This is a genomic window from Pararhodobacter oceanensis (genome assembly GCF_003076755.1).
Taxonomy (GTDB): Bacteria; Pseudomonadota; Alphaproteobacteria; order Rhodobacterales; family Rhodobacteraceae; genus Pararhodobacter; species Pararhodobacter oceanensis.
The window spans coordinates 226,901-246,673 of record NZ_QDKM01000004.1 but is presented as its reverse complement, the minus strand read 5'-3'; the positions used below and the strand labels follow the sequence as shown (position 1 = coordinate 246,673).

The window sequence follows — 19,773 nt, the reverse complement described above, 5'->3', positions numbered from 1 at the left end:
CGCAATAAATTAACCGAATTGATCCAGATCAACGCCGTTTTCGCCAGCGTCCCATATCAACAGAGGTGAAGACTATGTGCGGATATATCCGTGCAGATGTCTTCTCCCGTTGGCGCGCAGAAATGCGTTGAGTAGACTGTAACGCCGCGAGATATCCCTCTCGCGGCGCTTTTCTGTGTCACCCCTGCGCGGGGTTATTCCGCCGCGGTATCCTTGGCCTCGGCGGCAATCTCTTCGGCCCGCTGTTCGACCAATTCGACAATATGATCAACCATCTGCGCGTTCGACATCTTATGGCTCTGCTTGCCCGCCATATAGATCATCCCCGAGCCCGCGCCGCCGCCGGTAAAGCCCAGATCGGTCATCAGCGCCTCGCCCGGCCCGTTGACCACACAACCGATAATGCTCAGGCTCATCGGGGTTTTGATATGCGAGAGGCGGTCCTCAAGGGTCTGCACGGTCTTGATCACGTCAAACCCCTGCCGCGCGCAGGAAGGACAGGAAATGATCTGCACGCCGCGGGTGCGCAGGCCCAGAGATTTAAGGATCTCGTAACCCACCCGCACGTCCTCGACCGGATCAGCCGAAAGCGAGACGCGGATGGTGTCGCCGATCCCCGCCCACAACAGATTGCCCATGCCGACCGCTGATTTCACCGCGCCCGAGACAAAGCCGCCGGCCTCGGTGATGCCCAGATGGATCGGCGCGTCGGTGGCCTCGGCCAATTGCTGGTAGGCGGCGGCGGATAAAAACACATCCGAGGCTTTCACCGAGATTTTGAACTCGTGAAAGTCATTGTCCTGCAACAGCTTGATATGATCGAGACCGGATTCGACCATCGCTTCGGGGCAGGGCTCGCCGTATTTATCGAGCAGGTGCTTTTCCAGCGATCCGGCGTTGACACCGATGCGCATTGAACAACCATGATCACGCGCCGCTTTGATCACTTCGCGCACGCGCTCGGCGCTGCCGATATTGCCCGGATTGATCCGCAGACAGGCGGCACCGGCCTCGGCGGCCTCAATCGCGCGTTTATAGTGGAAATGGATATCGGCGACGATCGGCACCGGGCTTTCGCGCACGATCTCATGCAGGGCTTTGGTCGCGGCCTCGTCGGGGGCGGATACGCGGACGATATCGGCGCCGGCCTCGGCGGCGGCAAGGATCTGCGTCACCGTGGCTTTGACGTCGGCGGTATCGGTGTTGGTCATCGTCTGCACCGAAATCGGCGCATCGCCACCGACCGGCACCGAACCAACCATGATCTTGCGCGAGGGGCGGCGCTCGATGTTGCGCCAGGGGCGGATCGGATTATGTGTCATATGTCTTTTCGTTGGCCATGAAAACCTGATGCCCCTGACATAAGCCGCGAGGCGAGGCGTGGCAATGTGCCTGGCAATGCGGGTGGCAATACGCGTGGCAATAGGGGGGCGGAGATCGGGAATGGAAAAGGCCCGCAGCGGCAACTGCGGGCCGATATTGGCGGTGGTTACTCGTCGCGCAGACGGGCGACATGCACCGCCAGATCGTCGTCGCGGTCCAGATCGGCCACCGCGAACCCCTCACGCAGCGCGGCGACATCCAGCGGGATATTGCGCACCACCTGTGCTCCGGGCGCGGCGGGGCCATAAGCCTCGCCGTTGATCAGGAAATAGACCGAGCCCGAGTTGCCCGCATGGAGCGTCGGCGGCTCTTCGGTCTGCGGGATCGTATAGCGTTCGCCCGCGTCGAGAATACGCTCAAAGACCACCGAGCCATCAGCGGCGCGCACCCGCAACCACGAGGGGCGCACGGCTAGCAGTTCCACCGTGTCCGGCCCCGCGGCCAGCACCTGCGGCGCGGCGGCATCATCCAGCGCATCGGCCAGAGCCTGCGCCACCGCGTCATCGGTGGTGATCGCCCGCGGCGAGGGCGTCGGTGCGACCGGCACAATCGCCGCAATCGGCCCGTCGCGCGGCGTCAATACCGGCACATCCAGCGCCTGCGGACGGGCGATACGCACCATGCCTTCAGCGCTGCCCGCGCTTGGGCTGGTGCTGCTGACCGTGGTGGCGTCGGCGCTGCGTTGACCGCTCAGGGCAGGGCCGGTGCCCTGCGCCGAGGTCAGCGGATCGGAATCAAAAGCGGTCGCCCGGCTGCCGATACCCGCGCCCGGCGCCAGCGGATCGAAATCACTGACCACATTCGGCACCATATCAGCGGGGGCCACCTGCACGCGTTGCACTTCCTTGAGCACGGTATAGCCGGCAAAGCCCAGCCCGAGGATCAGCGCGATCAGCACCGTCACCGAGCCCAGAGCACCGGGTTCAACACGGTGCCAGAAGGGCGTCGGGTCGGGCAGCAAGCCAACCCCTTTCAGCGGCGCGCCGCGCGGATCATGCACCGGGATCTGCTTGGCGGTGCGGCTGGCCCCGATGGCGCCATTCGACATGCCATGGGCGACCTGAAAATTATGCTCGATGCAAAACCGCTCATAGACCCATTCCGGGTCCATGCCGAGATAGCGCGCATAAGAGCGCACGAAACCGGCCACGAAACTCTGGGTCTCGAAAGCCTCAAGTTCGCCATTCTCGATAGCAGCAATATGGGCTGCACGAATGTGCAGCTCCCGTTGGACATCCAATAAGGATTTGCCCAAAGTCGCCCGTTCACCGCGCAACACATCGCCAAGCTGGAGTTCGAAGTCGTCGAAGCCCCGTTGCCCGTCGTCGGTCTGCGCCGGAGGTAGTTCCTTCCGCCAGATCATCGCTCTGTCCCTGATTGCCGCCTGCCCGAATGGGTCGCTTTCACCTAAGTCTCGATCAACGGCGGGAAACCATCTTTCGAGTCACCTTGGAACGACCTCTTATAGGTATCTTAGCAGAACGAAATAAGCATTTGAAGACAAAGGCGTTGTCATGCCGAAAGTTCGGCACGATTCAGCGCACAATGCGACCACATCGCGTCCATCGCGCGCACCACACGGTCGATTTCCTTGGGATCATGCACCGGCGAGGGGGTAAAGCGCAGCCGCTCGGTGCCGCGCGGCACCGTGGGGAAGTTGATCGGCTGCACGTAAATCCCGTATTCCTCAAGCAGCATGTCCGAAATCGCCTTGCAATGCACCGGATCGCCGACATGCACCGGCACGATATGGCTGCCGTGATCAATGATCGGCAGTCCCATCGCCTTGAGGCGGGTTTTCAGAATGCTGGCGTATTCCTGCTGTTTGTCACGCAGTGCCTGATCGGTTTTCAGATGTTTGATCGAGGCCGCGCAACCCGCCGCAATCGCCGGAGCAATCGAGGTGGTAAAGATGAAGCCCGGCGCGTAAGACCTTATTGCGTCTACCATTTTCGCGCTTGCGGCAATATAGCCGCCCATCACGCCGTAGGCTTTGGCCATGGTGCCGTTGATGATATCCAGCCGGTGCATCAGCCCGTCACGCTCGGCGACGCCAGCGCCGCGCGGACCATACATGCCCACCGCATGGACCTCGTCGATATAGGTCAGCGCGTTGAATTCATCAGCCAGATCGCAGATTTCCTTGATCGGGGCGAAATCCCCGTCCATCGAATAGATCGACTCAAAAGCGATCAGTTTCGGCGCGACGGGATCATCGGCGGCGAGCAACTCGCGCAGATGCGCCACATCATTATGCCGGAAAATCCGCTTTTCACCGCCATTGCGGCGTACGCCTTCGATCATCGAGGCATGGTTGAGCGCGTCGGAATAGATAATCAGCCCCGGAAACAGCCGCGGCAGGGTGCTCAGCGTCGCGTCATTGGCGATATAGGCCGAAGTAAAGACCAGCGCCGCCTCTTTGCGGTGCAGATCGGCGAGTTCCGCCTCAAGCCGCTTGTGATAAAGCGTGGTGCCCGAAATATTGCGCGTGCCGCCCGAACCGGCGCCGGTGGCATCCAGCGCCTCATGCATCGCTGCCAGCACCGCCGGATGTTGCCCCATGCCCAGATAATCGTTGCCGCACCAGACGGTTATGTTCTTTTCGGTGCCGTCGGGCTTGCGCCAGATCGCATGCGGATATTGCCCTTTGCGACGCTCGATGTCGATGAAGGTGCGATAGCGCCCCTCGTCATGCAGGCGTTGCAATGCAGTGTTCAGGGCGGCGTCGTAAGTCAAGAGATCTCTCCGTAGCGGCTGGCTGGGGCGGGTGGTGACTGCGGCAAACGGGTGCAATTCGATGCCTTTGGACTGCAAGACCACCCATATATGTTTAACATGCTACACAACCATGACCTGGATCAATTTAGTATTATGTCGCACCCGAGTGTATTCACTCATAAAACTCTTAGTCTGCAATGACAACGGCACAATCGGAAACATTCGTCTCCCCTTGACAGGCGGAAACGGCCTCATCCTGCGCGCCATCACCAAGCGCCACGCCCCATTGGCCGGTGCTCGCCGAGATTGCAAAAGCCCGCGTGCCCGTCGCGCGGCGGTAGTCGTCATTGAAATGGGTGGTGGCATCGGCGCTCAGTTGCAGATTGCGCGGCTCCCAGCCCTGCGGACGCACTTCCATTGCGATGACACAGCGCGCGCCGCCGCTGCGCCGCTCGTTGCAGGTCGATAATGCCGCCTCGCGCGCGGCCTCGATATTGTGGAAATTGGCCGACATAACAGTAGGTTCCGCCATGATCCCGGCCTCGGGGGCAAAGGCCAGCGCGGCATAGTATTTCTGGCTCTGCGCGACCGTGGTCAGCACCTGCAGTTCGTCCTCATCCAGCCCCGAGGTGTGATAGCGCACCACTTCCACACGGTCGGCGCGGTAAAGCTGCTCACGCGCCGCGCCGGTATCCACCGGATCAGCGGCGGCGGCGCTGGCAAGCAGCGCGCAAAGGGCAGGGATCAAAACCGGTTTCAGGGTCGCGCGAGGGGTCATAAAGGGCTCCATTCCGAAAACTTGCCGGTCAAGTTTACAAGGTTTTTCAGGCAAGTGCAGCCCCTGCCGCGGCGATAGCCGGATGGTTTCTTATTCCATCGGCGGGATTTCACCGGCGCAATTGACCCGGCGCCAAGCCTGCGGGGGACTGGACATCGGAATCACCAGCGGACTAGGTTGGCGCCAAGATTTGTCGCATCTGATATGCGCCGCAACAAAAGGGAAATATTCCATGACTTCCAAGGCTCTTGATCCGGTTCTTGCCCATGTCGACAGCACGCTCGACGATTCCCTCGAGCGGCTAAAGGCGCTGCTGCGGGTGCCGTCGATCTCGACCGATCCGGCGTTCAAAGAGGATTGCGACCGCGCCGCCGATTGGATGGTGAATGAGCTACAATCCCTTGGTTTCGCATCAGAAAAACACGCCACCCCCGGTCATCCGATGGTCGTGGCCCATGACGCGGGCGATGTTGAGGGGCTGCATGTGCTGTTCTACGGTCACTACGACGTGCAACCCGTTGATCCGCTTGAGCTTTGGAGCCGCGACCCCTTTGATCCCGCAGTCGAGGAAACCGCCAACGGCAAGGTGATCCGCGGGCGCGGTGCGGCGGATGACAAGGGGCAGTTGATGACCTTTGTCGAGGCCTGCCGCGCGTGGAAAGCGGTGCATGGCAGCCTGCCGGTCAAGGTCTCGATGTTCTTTGAGGGCGAGGAGGAATCCGGTTCGCCCTCGCTGGTGCCCTATATGGAGGAACACGCCGCGGCGCTGAAGGCCGATCTGGCGCTGATCTGCGACACCGGCATGTTCGACCCGCAGACCCCCGCGATCAGCACCTCGTTGCGCGGTTTGGCCAAGCTGGAACTGAGCATCACCGGACCGGACAAAGACCTGCACTCGGGCATGTATGGCGGCGCGGCGATGAACCCCGCGCGAGTGATGGCGCGGGTGCTGGCCGATCTGCATGACGAGACCGGACGCATCACGCTGGACGGTTTCTATGACGGCGTGCCGGAACTGTCGAACGCGCAGCGCGCGCAATGGGATGATCTGGGCTTTGACGCCGACGCCTTCCTTGGTGACGTTGATCTGAGCATTCCCGCCGGTGAGCAGGGCCGCAGCGCGCTTGAAATGATCTGGTCGCGCCCGACCTGCGAGATCAACGGTATGACCTCGGGCTATACCGGCGCCGGTTTCAAAACCGTGTTGCCCTCGCAGGCGCATGCGAAAATCAGCTTCCGGCTGGTCGGCACCCAAGACCCCGAGGCGATCCTCGCCGCCTTTGAGCGCCATGTCGCGGCGCGCGTGCCGGCGGATTGCAAGTTTGAAATCCTCGAGCCCGAGGGATCGCCCGCCACGGTGATGCCGGTCGACAACCCCGCCTTTGAAGCCGCGCGCGAGGCGCTGTCGGATGAATGGCCGCGTCCGGCTGCCTTCATCGGCTGCGGCGGCTCGATCCCGATTGCGGGGTATTTCCAGACGCTTCTGGGCATGGATTCACTGCTCATCGGCTTTGGCCGCGATGATGATCAGGTCCATTCGCCGAACGAGAAATACGATCTGGAAAGCTTCCACAAAGGCATCCGTAGCTGGGTGCGTGTGCTTGACGCGCTCTCGCGTCAGTAAGCCCTCGGCCAAGCCCGTCAGACCCGGTTCACCCTTGTCTGGCGGGCTGCGCGATCAGCGCCCATAACAGCAACGCGCCGCCGGTCATCACACTGCCCGCCGCCAGCCCCATATCGGCCAAAGTCAGGGTGACGGGCAGGGCGAAGGCCAGCGCGCTCCAGCAAATCGCCAGCAACGGGCGGCGTTCGGGCGCGGTGATCACACCGGCAACGCCCAGCGATCCGGCGACACCGGCCAAGAGCCCCAAAACATCGCCGCGCATCGGCATCTGTGCCGCGACCCCCGCCAATAGCGCCAAGATCAACAGGGCCAGCGTGCCGCGCATCCGGCAGGAGGGCGGCGCGCTGGCCCGTGTTGCAGAGGGTTTTGCGGGCGCATGCGGGGCCATTGAGGCGGGGAGGATCTGGGTCATGCGGATAGGTCGGCGCAGGCAACACAAGGGTTCAATCGTGATACGGATGACCGGCCAGAGCCTGCTGCGATGACCTGAAACGCCTCATTGGCGTGTCAGCATATGCCCTGCGATCCTGCCTCACCCCAGCGGAAAATCCACTGATCCGATCAACCGCGACCAACAGCAACCCCCCATAATCACGGATAAAATCCACGCCGCCAAAACCAGATCACCTCATCTGCCCGCCGCTTGACCTTCCCCCAACCGGCGGGCAAGTTCCGCGCTCAGTGAAAGGACATCCGATGCAGCATATCTCGCAATCCCCCGTTGATCCGGAGTTCGTGCAAAACCCCTATCCCTTCTATGACCGCGCGCGGGCCTTGGGGCCGGTGGTCTATTGGGACGAGTATCAGATGCCCTGTGTTTTCGGTCAGGCCGCCGCCAATGCGATCCTGCGCGACCGCCGTTTTGGCCGCGAAGTGCCCGAAAGCAAACGCCAGCCGATCGCCCCGCATACCGCGCCCTTCTACGCCATCGAGGCGCATTCGATGCTGGAGTTGGAGCCGCCAACCCACACCCGCCTGCGCTCTTTGGTGCTGCGCGCTTTCACCTCGCGCCGGATCAATGAACTGCGCCCCGAGATCGAGGCACTCACCCATCAGTTGATCGATGATTTCCCCGCTGGCCCCTTTGACCTGATCGAAGCCTTCGCGCAGGTGATCCCCGTAGTGATCATCTCGCGCCTCCTTGGCGTGCCCGAAGAGATGAAAGACGATCTCTTGCGCTGGTCGCATGACATGGTGGCGATGTATCAAGCCAACCGCACGCGCGAGCTGGAAGATATCGCGGCGCGCTCCAGCGCGGCCTTCTCGGATTTCATGCGCAGCTATGTCGAGGAACGCCGCGCCAAACCCGCCGATGACCTGATCACCCATCTGATCGGCGCCGAAGAAGCGGGCGAGAAACTCTCGACCGATGAGTTGATCACCACCTGCATTCTGCTGCTCAACGCCGGTCATGAGGCGACGGTGCACGGCATCGGCAACGGCGTCAAAACCCTGCTTGAACAGGGCGGGCCGAAGGATTGGCTGGGCGAGGCGAAATTGGCAGGCACCATCGAGGAACTTCTGCGCTTTGATCCACCGCTACATATGTTCACCCGCTGGGCCTATGAGGAAATCGACGTCATGGGCCATGTGTTCCAGCCCGGCGATCAGGTCGGTGTGATGCTCGCCGCCGCCGGACGCGATCCCGGCGCATGGGAAGACGCCCATATCTTCAACCCCGAACGCCCGCTCAAGCCGCATCTGGCCTTCGGTGTCGGGCTGCATTTCTGCGTCGGCGCGCCCTTGGCGCGGCTGGAACTGGCGGCCTCGCTGCCGATCCTCTTCCAGCGTTTACCGGATCTGCGCCTGACCGAGCCACCGCAATTCGCCGACCGCTACCATTTCCACGGGCTCACCCGTTTGATGGTCGAAGGCTAGACCCCAGCCTCCGCGCGCCACGCCGCCCAATCCTCAGGGGTATCAAGATCGGTTGTGGCGCGCCTGTCCGGCAAGGGGATCAACGCGGGCGGATGCGCGCGCAGGATCGCCCGCGCGCCCTCATCGCCCGACAATGCGGCAAATGCGGGCAGCGCCTCGGGCGGAAAGATCACCGGATGCCCGGGCACGCCTGCGTCATCACACGCACGCAGGCCGACCCCGACGTAAGCCGTGGCCATCTTGTGGAAATCCTGTGCGGTCAATTCCGGCATATCACCGGGCACCACCATCAGCGCATGCCCCTCGGCCCAATCTGCCGCCGCCTTGAGGCTGGCACTCATTCCCGCCTCGGCATCAGGCACCGGCAGCGCGGTGATCGCCAAACCCTCAAGCGCCGCCAGACGGGCAGGGCGGGAAGGGGCGAGCGTCACCGCCACCGCCCCGATCTCGCCCCCTGCCACCGCCTGCAGACAGGCCAGCGCCTGCCGCCGCAGTAATGGCACCCCGCCGACAGGCTCCAGTAGTTTGTCACCGCCGCGCATGCGCCGCGATGACCCGGCAGCCAGTAACACCAGCCGCAAATGACCCTTGCTCATTTCTCGGGGATCAACCCGCGCGGCGCAAACCGCAGCATGAACAACAGCGCCGAGCCCATCAGGATCAACCGCGTATGCGCAGCCTGGGTGACCAGATGGATGCGCAGCGCGTTGTCCTCGGCCATGCCGGAAGTCAACAGTTCCATCACCGCGCGGCCCAGAGGCTCGGCCTGCACCCAGAGGAACCAGATCACCATTCCGCCCAGCACCGCGCCCCAGTTGTTGCCGGAACCGCCGACAATCACCATCACCCACATCAGGAAGGTAAAGCGCAGCGGTTCATAGGTGCCCGGCGTCAACTGCCCGTCCAATGTGACCATCATCGCACCGGCCAAGCCACAGATCGCCGAGCCCAGCACAAAGATCATCAGATGCCGCGCTTTGACATCCTTGCCCATCGCCCGCGCCGCGATCTCATTGTCGCGAATGGCGCGCATCATCCGGCCCCATGGCGAGTTCAGCGCCAGTTCCGAGAGCACGATCAGCATGATCAGCACCACCGAGAACAAAGCCGCATAGCCCAGTTTCTCGACAATCGAGGCCATCTCGACAATGTCGATACCGCTGCGCTCGGACAGGGATTGCACAAAGCCCGAGCCCTGCAACTCCACCGGCCGTGGCACCGCACGCGGCAGACCGGCGACGTTGTTCACCCCGCGCGACAGCCAGCCTTCGAACTTCATCCCGGCAATGACGATTTCCGAGATGCCCAGCGTTGCAATCGCCAGATAATCCGACCGCAAGCCGAGGCTGATCTTACCGATCACCCAAGCCAGACCCGCGGCGAACAAAGCGCCCACCGGCCATGACAGGAGCACCGGCAGGCTTGCGCCGCCCAGATAGCCCTCGGTCGCCGGATTGACCGCCATGATCGCCTCCCGCGCCGGTGCAAAGACCGAGCGGGTGATGACATAGCCGACCACCAGCGTGGCAATCAGCGCCAAGACGCGGGCGAGGCTGGGCTGCATCCGGTTCCAGACCGCAATCGCCGCCATCACCGTCGCCGCACCCAGAGCCAGCCCCATCAGGGCGCCCAGACCGCCAGCGCTCCAGGCTTCGGGCACCGGATCGGCCGAGATCAGCACCACCGCCAAACCGCCGATCGCGGTGAAGCCCATGATCCCGACGTTGAACAGCCCGGCATAGCCCCATTGCAGGTTGACCCCCAGCGCCAGAACCGCCGAAATCAGGCTCATATTGAGGATCGTCAGGGCGAGGGTCCAGCTTTGGTTAAAGCCGGTGAACAACAGCGCCAGCCCGACAAGGCCGAAGAGTAGAAATGCACGCAAAGTCGGGTTCATATCACTTTCCCCCTGAAGATACCGGTGGGACGGAAGATCAGCACCAAGACCAGAATGGCAAAGGTGACGGCGAATTTATAATCGACGGGCAGGATCTGCATCAGCCCCTCGGGCATCCAGTCGGGCGGCAGGAAATACCCCGCAAAGCGCCGCCACGCATAGGTTACCCCCAGTTCCGAAAAGGCGATGACATAGCCACCGACAATCGCCCCCAGAGGGTTGCCCAATCCGCCCACAATCGCCGCCGCAAACATCGGCAGCAGCAATTGGAAAAAGGTGAAGGGGCGGAAGATCTTGTCCAGCCCGTAAAGCGTGCCCGCCAGACACATCAATGTGCCTGCGATCACCCAGGTGATCATCACCACGCGCTCGGGGTTGATCCCCGACAGAAGCGCCAGATCCTCATTGTCGGAATAGGCGCGCATGGATTTCCCCGACCGCGTGCGGTTGAGGAAATAAAACAGAATCCCCATGGCGATCAGCGCCACTACCACGGTCAGCAACTGCGTCGAGCGCAGCGCCAGCCCCTCCGAGAGCCCGGTCCAGGTGCGAAAATCACGCGCCGAGATCACAAACCGCGCGCCATCGGCAAAGCGCTGCTCGCCCGGTCCGATCAACAGACGGGTGAGGCCGTTGGTGACAAACATCACCCCCAGCGAGGCCATCACAAAGACCATCGGCTTGGCCCGCACGCGCCGGTAAAACCGGTAAACGACACGGTCCATGGCCAGCAGATACAGGATGGTAAAGGCGATCCCCACCGGCAGCGCCAAAAGCGCCGTCGGCAGAACCCCGAAGCTGACACCGGCGCCCTGCAGGCCCCAAGTGGTCAGGATCACCACCGCGGTGCCAATCGCCATCACATCGCCATGCGCGAAATGCGAGAACCGCAAAATACCGTAGATCAGGGTGATCCCCAATGCGCCGAGCGCCAATTGGCTGCCATAGGCGGTGGCCGGGATCAGAACGAAGTTGGCCAACATTATCAATGCGTTGAGGGCGTCCATCAGATGAAATCTCCGCATGTTTCAAAGGACGGGGCCCCGCAGGGCGCGCCGTGGTCCGCGCCGCGCGCAGGATGGATTTTGTCAGTATAAAAGCCGGTCATCCTCAGCCCCCCAGGAAACTGCGGCGCACATCGGGATCGGCCAGCAAGGCCTCGCCGGTGTCGGTGAACCGGTTGGCGCCCTGCACCAGCACATAGCCTTTATCGGCAATCGCCAGCGCCTGCCGCGCGTTTTGCTCGACCATCAGGATCGAGATGCCGGTGCGGGCGATCTCGATGATCCGGTCAAACAATTCATCCATCACGATGGGCGAGACCCCCGCCGTCGGCTCATCAAGCATCAACACCGAAGGTTTGGTCATCAACGCACGGCCCACCGCCACCTGCTGGCGCTGCCCGCCCGAGAGCTCCCCCGCCGCCTGATGGCGCTTGTCACGCAGGATCGGGAACAGCGTATAGACCTGTTCCATCGTCTGGGCGTAATCATCGGTGCGGATGAAGGCGCCCATTTCAAGGTTCTCTTCGACCGACATCGAGGGAAAGATATTATTGGTCTGCGGCACGAATCCCATGCCCTTATTGACCCGTGCCTGCGGGCTGAGCGCGGTGATATCCTCGCCACCCAGACGCACCGCGCCCGAACGCAGGTTCAGCATCCCGAAGACCGCCTTCATCGCGGTGGATTTCCCGGCGCCATTGGGGCCGACAATCACTGCAATCTGGCCCTTTTCCACGGCAATCGTGCAGCCATGCAGAATATCCGCGCCGCCATAACCGCCGGTCATCGCATCGCCAATCAAGAATGGCTCAGACATGCGTGCCCCCAATTTCATCTTGCTTTAAATACTCCCGCCGGAGGCTCCCCAAGGCGGCATAAGGCCCGAACTGCGGGCCACTCATGCGCCCGCTCCTGCGGTGACTTTGTTCTTCAAGCCGGTGCCGAGATAGGCTTCGATGACCTGCTCGTTGGCCTTGATCTCGTCGAGACTGCCTTCGGCCAGAACCTTGCCCTCGGCCATACAGATCACCGGATCGCAAATGCGGCCGATGAAATCCATGTCGTGCTCGATGACCACGAAGGTATAGCCGCGCTCTTGGTTCAGACGCACGATGGCATCGGCAATGGTGTTCAGCAGGGTGCGGTTGACGCCGGCGCCGACCTCATCAAGGAACACGATCCGCGCGTCGGTCATCATGGTGCGGCCCAGTTCCAGCAGCTTTTTCTGCCCGCCCGAGATATTTCCGGCTTTCTCATCGGCGATATGGTCGATGGTGAGGAATTCCAGCACCTCATCGGCCTTGCGGCGCAGCGTCGCTTCCTCCTGCGCGATGCGCGCGCGGTGGAACCATGTTGACCACAGGTTCTCGCCCGATTGTCCCGGCGGCACCATCATCAGGTTCTCGCGCACGGTCATCGAGGCGAATTCATGGGCGATCTGGAAGGTGCGCAACAGCCCCTTGTCAAACAGCTCATGTGGCTCAAGCCCGGTGATATCCTCACCGGCCATCAGCACCTTGCCCGATGTCGGTTTGAGCACACCGGCGATCACGTTGAACAGGGTGGTTTTTCCCGCCCCGTTCGGACCGATCAGCCCGGTGATAGATTTTTCAGCAATATGCAGTGTGGCACCATCGACCGCGTGAAAGCCGCCGAAGTGCTTATGCAGGTTCTCGACCTGTATCATGGATCCCCCCGTTCATGGGTGCCCCCCTCGTTTGCGGGGGGGCGTTTACCCAATAATTGGCCCGAGGAGCATAACCCCCCCGGGCCCGGTATTATAGCCTAAATGTGCAGAACCTTAGTGGTATTGAACCGTCGCAAAGTCGCCGTCGACGACGTTGAACTCACGGTAGCTACCCGAGGCTTCGCCAAAGCCGATAAGCTCGACATTGGTGGCACCCTGATAGTTGACCTCACCACCTTCGGCGAGAATCTGCACCGCGCGGGCCAGATCACCGGCAAAGATCTCCTCGCCCGGTGCGTTGGCCACATTCAGCACATTGGCAGCGATGCCTGCGGGGGTGGCTTCGCCTGCGGCCTGTGCGGCCAGCATCAGCAGCGCAGCGGCGTCATAGGATTCCGCCACATACGAGCTTGCGCCGTCAACGCCGGCTTCGGTGTAGACTTCGACAAAGCGGTCAGCCGCAGCACCCACGGCCCAAGGCACCGTGCCGACCAGACCGCTGGCGGCCTCACCGATGCGCGGCAGCAGATCGTCGCCATAGACGCCGTCACCGACAAAGAAGTGGTCGAATGCGCCCAGATCCCAAGCGGTCGAGATCATGCTGCCGCCACCGTCGACATAGCCCAGAACCATCAGCGCTTCACCGCCAGCCGAGGCCAGCGCGCCGACTTCTGCCGAATAGTCGCCCTTGGCTTCTTCGTGGGGAACAGTCGCAGTGACCGTGCCGCCAGCCGCCTCAAAGGCTTCGTTGAAGGCGGTGGCCAGACCCAGACCATAGTCGTTGTTGGTATGGGTGGTGGCGACGCTGGTGATGCCGCGACGCACGAGGATATCGGCCAGAACCTGACCCTGACGCGCATCCGACGGCGAGGTGCGGAAGAACAGACCGCCCGAATCGAACTCGGTGAAACCGGGCGAGGTGGCCGAGGGCGAGATCATCGGAATGCCGTTCGCCATAGCGACGTTTTCCAGGATTGCGCGGGTCACGCCCGAGCAGTCGGCGCCCATGATCGCAACCACATTGTCCGAGGTGATCAGACGTTCGGCACCGGCCTGTGCGGCGGCGCTGTCAATGCAGGTACTGTCGGCGCGCACCGAGTTGATCATCGACCCGCTGAGGATGCCGCCACCGGCGTTGACTTCGCTCATCGCCATTTCCGCACCGGCAGCCATGCCAGGGGTGATGGATTCCAGCGGGCCGGTGAACCCAAGGATCACACCGATGTTGATATCTTCGGCGAAAGCCCCGCCTGCGGCGAGCGCTGAGATAGCGCTGGCAAGAACCAATTTTTTCATGAAACACACTCCCTTGTGTTGTTAGACTTATTGTTGTCAGCGAACCTTATCGCCGGTATTTCGGTTTGAACAGAGGGGCTGACCCCCAATTTTCAACTCAAAATATTCATCTTTTGCAAGCCCCCTTATGCACCCTCCCAAAGTGCTGTAAAATAAGGGAAATCGCGGATCGTCGCGGTAAAATCCCCGCCGCATGAGGCCACGGTCAGCTGTCGCCGTCGCTCATAATATCGTCGGGCAGGCTGGTATCCTCTTCGCCCGGCTCGGCGCCCATCTCGTCGTCCATCCCATGTGCGCCGCGCTCGCGGTAGGGGGTGGTGCCATATTGTGCGCGGTAACATTTCGAGAAATGTGACGGCGAGGCAAAGCCGCAGGCCAGCGCCACATTGATCACGCTCAGGTCGGTCTGCATCAGCAGATTGCGCGCCCGCGCCAGCCGCAACTCCATATAATAGCGTTTCGGGCTGCGGTTCAGATAGCGCCGGAACAATCGCTCAAGCTGGCGCGTCGACATGCCGACCTCCTGCGCCAGATCGGCGGGCGAGACCGGCTCTTCAATCGACTGCTCCATGCGCTCGATCACCCGGCTCAGACGCGGATGGCGGACACCGATTCTCGTCGGGATCGACAGCCGCTGGATATCGCGATCGGTGCGGATCGTCGTATAGATCAACTGGTCGGCCACCGCATTCGCCAGATCCTTGCCATGATCATCGGCGATCAGCGTCAGAATCAGGTCAATCGACGAGGTGCCACCGGCGGCGGTCAGCCGGTTGCCGTCGATCACGAACACCGATTTGGTCAGATCGGTCTCGATGAACTCCTCAAGGAAACCGTCGCGATTCTCCCAGTGGATGGTGGCGCGGCGGTTGTCGAGCAATCCCGCCGCCGCCAGCGTATGCGCGCCGGTGCAAAGCCCGCCGATCACCGACCCCTTGCGCGCGGCGCGGCGCAGCCAGTTCATCACCACGGTGGTGGTATTCGCCTTGACGCCGACCCCGCCACAGACAATCGCCACATCATCGCGCCCGATATCGGTCAATCCACTGTCAACGCGCAGCCTTGTGCCGTTGGAACAAGTGACATCGCCGCCACCCTCGGAAATCACCGTCCATGAGTAAATTGACTGCCCGCTCATCCGGTTGGCAATGCGCAGAGGCTCGATCGCGGCGGAAAATGACAGCAGGGTAAAATCATTGAGCAAGAGGAACACGAAATGCCGCTGGCGGGCGTTTTCCCGTGGCATCCGCGTCGAAGCAGGGGCCGATGCGGTGGCGGGCGAGCGCCGGGGCGAATCCTTTCCCGCAGGCACTTGCCCATGGGGATTGGCAGCTTTGGGGGCTGGGCGTGAACCGGGGGCGTAGCTCATCTTGAAAGCCGTTCTAACAATATGCCGGAGGTGGCAGGTCAATCCAATCAGGAAATTTCCGGCCTCGCAAGGCAACACGCAAGGCAATACGCTAGGCAACTCCCTTGCCGGTAGCGCGGCCAATGCGGGTTTGCAAGCCTCCGTGAGCCGGTGTAAAGAGCGCTGATACCGCTGCCATAGCGCCGAAACCCGCGCCATGGCCCACCGACGGAGGCGAAAATGACCACATCTTGGAGCAAATCCAACTGGCGTAACAAACCGCGCATTCAAATGCCGGATTATCCCGATGCAGCGGCGCTGGCCGCGGTCGAGGGCCAGCTGGCCCAGTTTCCGCCGCTGGTCTTTGCCGGTGAAGCGCGGGATCTCAAGCGCCAGCTAGGCGAGGCGGCTGCCGGTCGCGCGTTCCTGCTGCAGGGCGGCGACTGCGCCGAGAGCTTCGGGGAATTCAGCGCCGACCTGATCCGCGACACTTTCAAAGTGATGCTGCAGATGGCGGTGGTGCTGACCTTTGGCGCCAAAGTGCCGGTGGTCAAAGTCGGTCGCATGGCGGGTCAGTTCGCCAAGCCGCGCTCGGCCCCGATGGAGGTTGTCGACGGTGTCGAACTGCCCAGCTACCGCGGCGATATCATCAATGCCTTTGATTTCACCGAAGCGGCGCGGATCCCCGATCCCTCGCGGATGCTGCAGGCCTACACGCAAGCCGCGGCCAGCCTGAACCTGCTGCGCGCTTTCTCCAAGGGCGGTTTCGCGGATATCCATAAGGTGCACTCCTGGACGCTGGGCTTCACCGAAGGCGAGAACGCCAAACGCTACCGCGAGCTGACCGACCGGATCACCGATGCGCTCGACTTCATGACCGCCGCCGGTGTCACCAGCGCCACCATCGACGCGATGGAGACGGTGGATTTCTTCACCTCGCATGAGGCGCTGTTGCTCGAATACGAAGAAGCGCTCTGCCGGATTGATTCGACCACCGGCCTGCCAGTCGCGGGCTCGGGCCATATGATCTGGATCGGCGACCGAACCCGCCAGCCCGACGGCGCCCATGTCGAATTCTGCCGCGGCGTTCAAAACCCGATCGGGCTGAAATGCGGCCCGACGATCAGCGCCGAGGATCTCAAGGTGCTGATGGCCAGGCTGAACCCCGAGAATGAGGCCGGTCGCCTGACGCTGATCTGCCGCTTCGGCGCGGGCAAAGCCGGTGACCACCTGCCGCGGCTGATCAAAGCGGTGCAGGAAGAGGGCGCGAATGTGCTCTGGACCTGTGATCCGATGCACGGCAACACGGTGAAATCCGCCACCGGCTTCAAGACCCGCCCGTTCGAGCGGGTGCTGCAAGAGGTGCGCGAGTTCTTCGCGATCCACAAAGCCGAGGGCACAATCCCCGGCGGCGTGCATTTCGAGATGACTGGCAAGGATGTGACCGAATGCACCGGCGGGCTTCATGCGGTCTCGGATGAGGATCTCTCGAGCCGCTACCACACCGCCTGCGACCCGCGCCTGAACGCCAGCCAATCGCTGGAACTGGCGTTTCTGGTGGCCGAGGAACTGTCCGAGCGGCGCAAGGACATGGCCCGCAAAGCCGGTTAACAGTTCGCGGCGGTTTTGTCGAAAAAGCCAATAAAATTAAGGGGATCGGGGCGACCGATCCCCTTTTTTATGCGCTCAATCCGCCCTTGAGCACCCGCAGCAAGGGTTTGGATGAGGGCCGTTCAGGCGCGGGGGTCGGCGCGCTGGTCTGGCGCTCCATGCCCTGCGGCAGCGGTGTGGTCAGACGGAACTTGCGCGGCGCATGGCCGACCTGACCATGGGTCTCCATCACCCCCAGAATGCGGGTGATATTGCCCTCGTGATCGGTCAGCGGCATCAGCGCCAGCAGCCCGTCCATCCCCGGACGGCCAAGGCCTTTCTCGGCGCGCAGGGGCAGCACCGCGCGCACCCCTTGCGCCACTTGCCGCAGAGCCGCGGCCAGATTGCCGCGCGCCTCATGGGCAAAGAGCACGCTCAGCGGCATGCCCCGCGGCTCCATCCCCAAGAGGTTGGTAAACTGTTGACCACACAGGCGAAATCTGGCGATGCCGGGGGCGACCTGCTCGGCAATGAACAGTTTATCGAGGCAGTCCCCCAGACAGCGTGGGTCAATCTGCGCGCGTGCAGGCGCCAGTTTCTGGCCGCGCAGCACCTCCCAATGGCTGACCACAGTGTCCACCGCCGGATAGCTCAGCGGCTGCGGTTGAAACAGACCGGTCAGCCGCGACACGCCCGTCGCAGCCTCGGGCGCAGCGTGGTCGTCGAATATGCGAATCACCGTCATCACTCGTCTCCAGTTGGACCAAAGGCCGACCAATTCCAGCCCAGAGGGCGCATTGCGGGCGCATTTCGCGCAATCTCAGCGCATTTGCGCGCGTCGCAGAGGTTTGGTCGATCCCATTGTCTACTTATTACTTTTGATTGAGAAGTCTTACTTATGCCTTAATGTAGCCTTAATTCACCTCGGTAGGGATAAAATCTGAAAAAATGGTTAAATCTATGACAGGTTACGCCGCATCGAGTTGCGAAATCGCCACCGATAGCGGAGTCTTTGCGTGCCAATGGGAGATCCGCAGCGTCAACGGGCGCGGGCTGGATCTGCGGTTTCGCCTGCCGGATTGGCTGGAGGGGCTGGAACCGGCGCTGCGCAAACGCCTGCCCGAGGTGATCAAACGCGGCCATGTCACCACCTCGCTGCGGGTCACGCGGCGCGAACATTCCGAAGAGACAGCAAGCGAGAGCCCCGATCATAGCGCTGTACATGGCCTCAATGGCCAGGCCCTCGACGCCGCGCTCGCCCTGCTGCGCAAGATCGAGACCCATGCGGCGGCGCACCATCTGACCCTGCAGCCGGTTAGCGCTGCGGATATTCTGGCGATGCGCGGGGTGATCGACAGCGGCCCCGATCTGAGCGCCGCCGCGCCCTTGGTGGCCGCATTATTGGACCACGCCACCCCGTTGATCGCCGATTTTGACGCCAACCGTGCCGCCGAGGGCGCGGCGATGGCGCAGGTCATCGACCGGCAGGTGATCACCATTGCCGCTTTGGTGCATGAGGCCCGCGCCGCCGCCAGCGAGCGGCGCATGGACCAGCACATTGCGCTGAAATCCGCGCTGCAACGCCTGCAGGAAACCGCGCCGCATGTCGAGGCGGGGCGCTTCGAGCAGGAGCTGGCGCTGATCGCGGTGAAAACCGATGTCACCGAGGAACTGGACCGGCTCGAGGCGCATATCGCCGCCGCGCGCCTGCTGCTGGCGGCCAAACAGCCGAACGGGCGCAAGCTGGATTTCCTCATGCAAGAGTTCAACCGCGAGGCCAACACCCTGTGTTCCAAGTCGCAGAACCCCAAGCTGACAAGGATCGGCCTTGACCTCAAGACCGTGATCGACCAGATGCGCGAGCAGATACAAAATTTGGAGTGATCATGCAGCGCCGCGGGCTTCTCATTATCTTGTCGTCGCCCTCGGGGGCCGGAAAATCCACCATGGCGAAACGCCTGATGGCTTGGGACCCCTCGCTGAAATTCTCGGTCTCGGCCACCACCCGCGCCCCGCGCCCCGGCGAGATCGACGGTGTCGATTACCAATTCACCAGCAAAGCCGAATTCGAGCGCATGGTAGAGGCCGAGGAGATGCTGGAACACGCCGAGGTCTTCGGCAATTTCTACGGCACCCCGAAAGGGCCGGTCGAGGCTGCGATGATGGAAGGCCGCGACACGCTGTTTGATATCGACTGGCAGGGCGGGCAGCAGGTGCGGCGCTCGACGCTGGCGCAGAATGTGCTGTCGATCTTTATCCTGCCGCCATCGATCGAGGCGCTGGAATCGCGGCTGCGCGCGCGCGGGCAGGACAGCGACGAGGTGATCGCCCTGCGCATGTCCGAGGCGCGCGACGAGATCAGCCATTGGGCCGAATATGACTATGTGATCGTCAACGACGACCCGGATCAAGCCGAGGAAGAGTTGAAAACTATCGTCAAGGCCGAACGCGCCCGCGCCGACCGCATGCCCGGCCTCAATGACTTTGTGCGCGGCCTCAACAAGGAATTCGAGGCCCGCCAGATTGGTGCCCGAAGCTGAGAGCCGAAACACCGCGACCCGCCTATATCA

Annotated in this window: 18 protein-coding genes; 5 read left to right on the top strand and 13 right to left on the bottom strand. The window is 62.3% G+C overall.

Annotated elements, in window-relative coordinates:
* Positions 1 to 194: 194 nt before the first annotated feature.
* The 4 genes from ispG to DDE20_RS11210 form a co-directional block, all read right to left on the bottom strand.
* Complete coding sequence (gene ispG / locus DDE20_RS11225) at positions 195 to 1,322, bottom strand: flavodoxin-dependent (E)-4-hydroxy-3-methylbut-2-enyl-diphosphate synthase (protein WP_116558584.1); 1,128 nt, start codon at positions 1,320 to 1,322, stop codon at positions 195 to 197.
* Positions 1,323 to 1,489: 167 nt separating this feature from the next.
* Positions 1,490 to 2,746 (bottom strand): helix-turn-helix domain-containing protein, encoded by a 1,257-nt coding sequence (locus DDE20_RS11220; protein ID WP_116558583.1) that lies wholly within the window; start codon positions 2,744 to 2,746, stop codon positions 1,490 to 1,492.
* 149 nt (positions 2,747 to 2,895) lie between these two features.
* Complete coding sequence (gene hemA / locus DDE20_RS11215) at positions 2,896 to 4,119, bottom strand: 5-aminolevulinate synthase (RefSeq protein WP_116558582.1); 1,224 nt, start codon at positions 4,117 to 4,119, stop codon at positions 2,896 to 2,898.
* A 169-nt stretch (positions 4,120 to 4,288) separates the two neighbouring features.
* Positions 4,289 to 4,879 (bottom strand): 5-aminolevulic acid synthase, encoded by a 591-nt coding sequence (locus tag DDE20_RS11210; RefSeq protein WP_116558581.1) that lies wholly within the window; start codon positions 4,877 to 4,879, stop codon positions 4,289 to 4,291.
* 232 nt (positions 4,880 to 5,111) lie between these two features.
* Here DDE20_RS11210 and DDE20_RS11205 point away from each other — a divergent pair, with 232 nt between their 5' ends.
* Positions 5,112 to 6,503: a dipeptidase gene (locus tag DDE20_RS11205; RefSeq protein ID WP_116558580.1), complete on the top strand. Its 1,392-nt coding sequence runs from the start codon at positions 5,112 to 5,114 to the stop codon at positions 6,501 to 6,503.
* Between the two features lie 28 nt (positions 6,504 to 6,531).
* Here the strand turns inward: DDE20_RS11205 and DDE20_RS11200 are convergent, their stop codons facing one another.
* Entirely contained in the window at positions 6,532 to 6,915 is a 384-nt protein-coding gene (locus tag DDE20_RS11200; protein WP_116558579.1) for a hypothetical protein, read from the bottom strand.
* 284 nt (positions 6,916 to 7,199) lie between these two features.
* Between DDE20_RS11200 and DDE20_RS11195 the strand changes: the two genes are divergently transcribed.
* Positions 7,200 to 8,381: a cytochrome P450 gene (locus DDE20_RS11195; RefSeq protein ID WP_116558578.1), complete on the top strand. Its 1,182-nt coding sequence runs from the start codon at positions 7,200 to 7,202 to the stop codon at positions 8,379 to 8,381.
* Here the strand turns inward: DDE20_RS11195 and DDE20_RS11190 are convergent.
* From DDE20_RS11190 to DDE20_RS11160, 7 genes are all read right to left on the bottom strand, one after another.
* A complete protein-coding gene (locus tag DDE20_RS11190) occupies positions 8,378 to 8,977 on the bottom strand; it encodes a nucleotidyltransferase family protein (protein ID WP_116558577.1) in 600 nt (199 codons plus the stop codon). The genes DDE20_RS11195 and DDE20_RS11190 overlap by 4 nt on opposite strands.
* Positions 8,974 to 10,278, bottom strand: a complete 1,305-nt coding sequence (locus DDE20_RS11185) for a branched-chain amino acid ABC transporter permease (protein WP_116558576.1) — start codon at positions 10,276 to 10,278, stop codon at positions 8,974 to 8,976. Before DDE20_RS11185 ends, DDE20_RS11190 begins: the two co-directional genes overlap by 4 nt.
* Positions 10,275 to 11,285, bottom strand: a complete 1,011-nt coding sequence (locus DDE20_RS11180) for a branched-chain amino acid ABC transporter permease (RefSeq protein ID WP_116558575.1) — start codon at positions 11,283 to 11,285, stop codon at positions 10,275 to 10,277. Before DDE20_RS11180 ends, DDE20_RS11185 begins: the two co-directional genes overlap by 4 nt.
* Positions 11,286 to 11,388: 103 nt before the next feature.
* Positions 11,389 to 12,099, bottom strand: coding sequence for an ABC transporter ATP-binding protein (locus tag DDE20_RS11175; protein ID WP_116558574.1), 711 nt, complete (start codon positions 12,097 to 12,099; stop codon positions 11,389 to 11,391).
* 81 nt (positions 12,100 to 12,180) lie between these two features.
* Positions 12,181 to 12,969, bottom strand: a complete 789-nt coding sequence (locus DDE20_RS11170) for an ABC transporter ATP-binding protein (RefSeq protein ID WP_116558573.1) — start codon at positions 12,967 to 12,969, stop codon at positions 12,181 to 12,183.
* Between the two features lie 114 nt (positions 12,970 to 13,083).
* The gene (locus tag DDE20_RS11165) at positions 13,084 to 14,265 is read right to left on the bottom strand and encodes an ABC transporter substrate-binding protein (RefSeq protein WP_116558572.1); all 1,182 of its coding nucleotides are present in this window, start codon (positions 14,263 to 14,265) and stop codon (positions 13,084 to 13,086) included.
* Positions 14,266 to 14,470: 205 nt separating this feature from the next.
* The gene (locus tag DDE20_RS11160; protein WP_116558571.1) at positions 14,471 to 15,511 is read right to left on the bottom strand and encodes a GlxA family transcriptional regulator; all 1,041 of its coding nucleotides are present in this window, start codon (positions 15,509 to 15,511) and stop codon (positions 14,471 to 14,473) included.
* 342 nt (positions 15,512 to 15,853) lie between these two features.
* Here DDE20_RS11160 and DDE20_RS11155 point away from each other — a divergent pair, with 342 nt between their 5' ends.
* Positions 15,854 to 17,224: a class II 3-deoxy-7-phosphoheptulonate synthase gene (locus DDE20_RS11155; RefSeq protein ID WP_116558570.1), complete on the top strand. Its 1,371-nt coding sequence runs from the start codon at positions 15,854 to 15,856 to the stop codon at positions 17,222 to 17,224.
* Positions 17,225 to 17,291: 67 nt separating this feature from the next.
* Here the strand turns inward: DDE20_RS11155 and DDE20_RS11150 are convergent, their stop codons facing one another.
* Entirely contained in the window at positions 17,292 to 17,948 is a 657-nt protein-coding gene (locus tag DDE20_RS11150; protein WP_116558569.1) for a PAS domain-containing protein, read from the bottom strand.
* Positions 17,949 to 18,163: 215 nt separating this feature from the next.
* Here DDE20_RS11150 and DDE20_RS11145 point away from each other — a divergent pair, with 215 nt between their 5' ends.
* Both DDE20_RS11145 and gmk read left to right on the top strand, forming a co-directional pair.
* A complete protein-coding gene (locus DDE20_RS11145; protein WP_240608003.1) occupies positions 18,164 to 19,087 on the top strand; it encodes a YicC/YloC family endoribonuclease in 924 nt (307 codons plus the stop codon).
* 2 nt (positions 19,088 to 19,089) lie between these two features.
* Positions 19,090 to 19,743 carry a guanylate kinase gene (gene gmk, locus DDE20_RS11140; RefSeq protein ID WP_116558567.1) on the top strand — a complete coding sequence of 218 codons (654 nt, stop codon included), beginning with the start codon at positions 19,090 to 19,092 and terminating at the stop codon, positions 19,741 to 19,743.
* Positions 19,744 to 19,773: the final 30 nt, after the last annotated feature.

What these genes read in the sequence shown, in the direction of transcription:
- ispG (WP_116558584.1), bottom strand. Translation starts at nt 1,322, where the DNA reads ATGACACATAATCCGATCCGCCCCTGGCGCAACATCGAGCGCCGCCCC.
- DDE20_RS11220 (WP_116558583.1), bottom strand. Translation starts at nt 2,746, where the DNA reads ATGATCTGGCGGAAGGAACTACCTCCGGCGCAGACCGACGACGGGCAA.
- DDE20_RS11210 (WP_116558581.1), bottom strand. Translation starts at nt 4,879, where the DNA reads ATGACCCCTCGCGCGACCCTGAAACCGGTTTTGATCCCTGCCCTTTGC.
- DDE20_RS11205 (WP_116558580.1), top strand. Translation starts at nt 5,112, where the DNA reads ATGACTTCCAAGGCTCTTGATCCGGTTCTTGCCCATGTCGACAGCACG.
- DDE20_RS11200 (WP_116558579.1), bottom strand. Translation starts at nt 6,915, where the DNA reads ATGACCCAGATCCTCCCCGCCTCAATGGCCCCGCATGCGCCCGCAAAA.
- DDE20_RS11195 (WP_116558578.1), top strand. Translation starts at nt 7,200, where the DNA reads ATGCAGCATATCTCGCAATCCCCCGTTGATCCGGAGTTCGTGCAAAAC.
- DDE20_RS11190 (WP_116558577.1), bottom strand. Translation starts at nt 8,977, where the DNA reads ATGAGCAAGGGTCATTTGCGGCTGGTGTTACTGGCTGCCGGGTCATCG.
- DDE20_RS11185 (WP_116558576.1), bottom strand. Translation starts at nt 10,278, where the DNA reads ATGAACCCGACTTTGCGTGCATTTCTACTCTTCGGCCTTGTCGGGCTG.
- DDE20_RS11180 (WP_116558575.1), bottom strand. Translation starts at nt 11,285, where the DNA reads ATGGACGCCCTCAACGCATTGATAATGTTGGCCAACTTCGTTCTGATC.
- DDE20_RS11175 (WP_116558574.1), bottom strand. Translation starts at nt 12,099, where the DNA reads ATGTCTGAGCCATTCTTGATTGGCGATGCGATGACCGGCGGTTATGGC.
- DDE20_RS11170 (WP_116558573.1), bottom strand. Translation starts at nt 12,969, where the DNA reads ATGATACAGGTCGAGAACCTGCATAAGCACTTCGGCGGCTTTCACGCG.
- DDE20_RS11165 (WP_116558572.1), bottom strand. Translation starts at nt 14,265, where the DNA reads ATGAAAAAATTGGTTCTTGCCAGCGCTATCTCAGCGCTCGCCGCAGGC.
- DDE20_RS11160 (WP_116558571.1), bottom strand. Translation starts at nt 15,511, where the DNA reads ATGCCACGGGAAAACGCCCGCCAGCGGCATTTCGTGTTCCTCTTGCTC.
- DDE20_RS11155 (WP_116558570.1), top strand. Translation starts at nt 15,854, where the DNA reads ATGACCACATCTTGGAGCAAATCCAACTGGCGTAACAAACCGCGCATT.
- DDE20_RS11150 (WP_116558569.1), bottom strand. Translation starts at nt 17,948, where the DNA reads ATGACGGTGATTCGCATATTCGACGACCACGCTGCGCCCGAGGCTGCG.
- DDE20_RS11145 (WP_240608003.1), top strand. Translation starts at nt 18,164, where the DNA reads ATGACAGGTTACGCCGCATCGAGTTGCGAAATCGCCACCGATAGCGGA.
- gmk (WP_116558567.1), top strand. Translation starts at nt 19,090, where the DNA reads ATGCAGCGCCGCGGGCTTCTCATTATCTTGTCGTCGCCCTCGGGGGCC.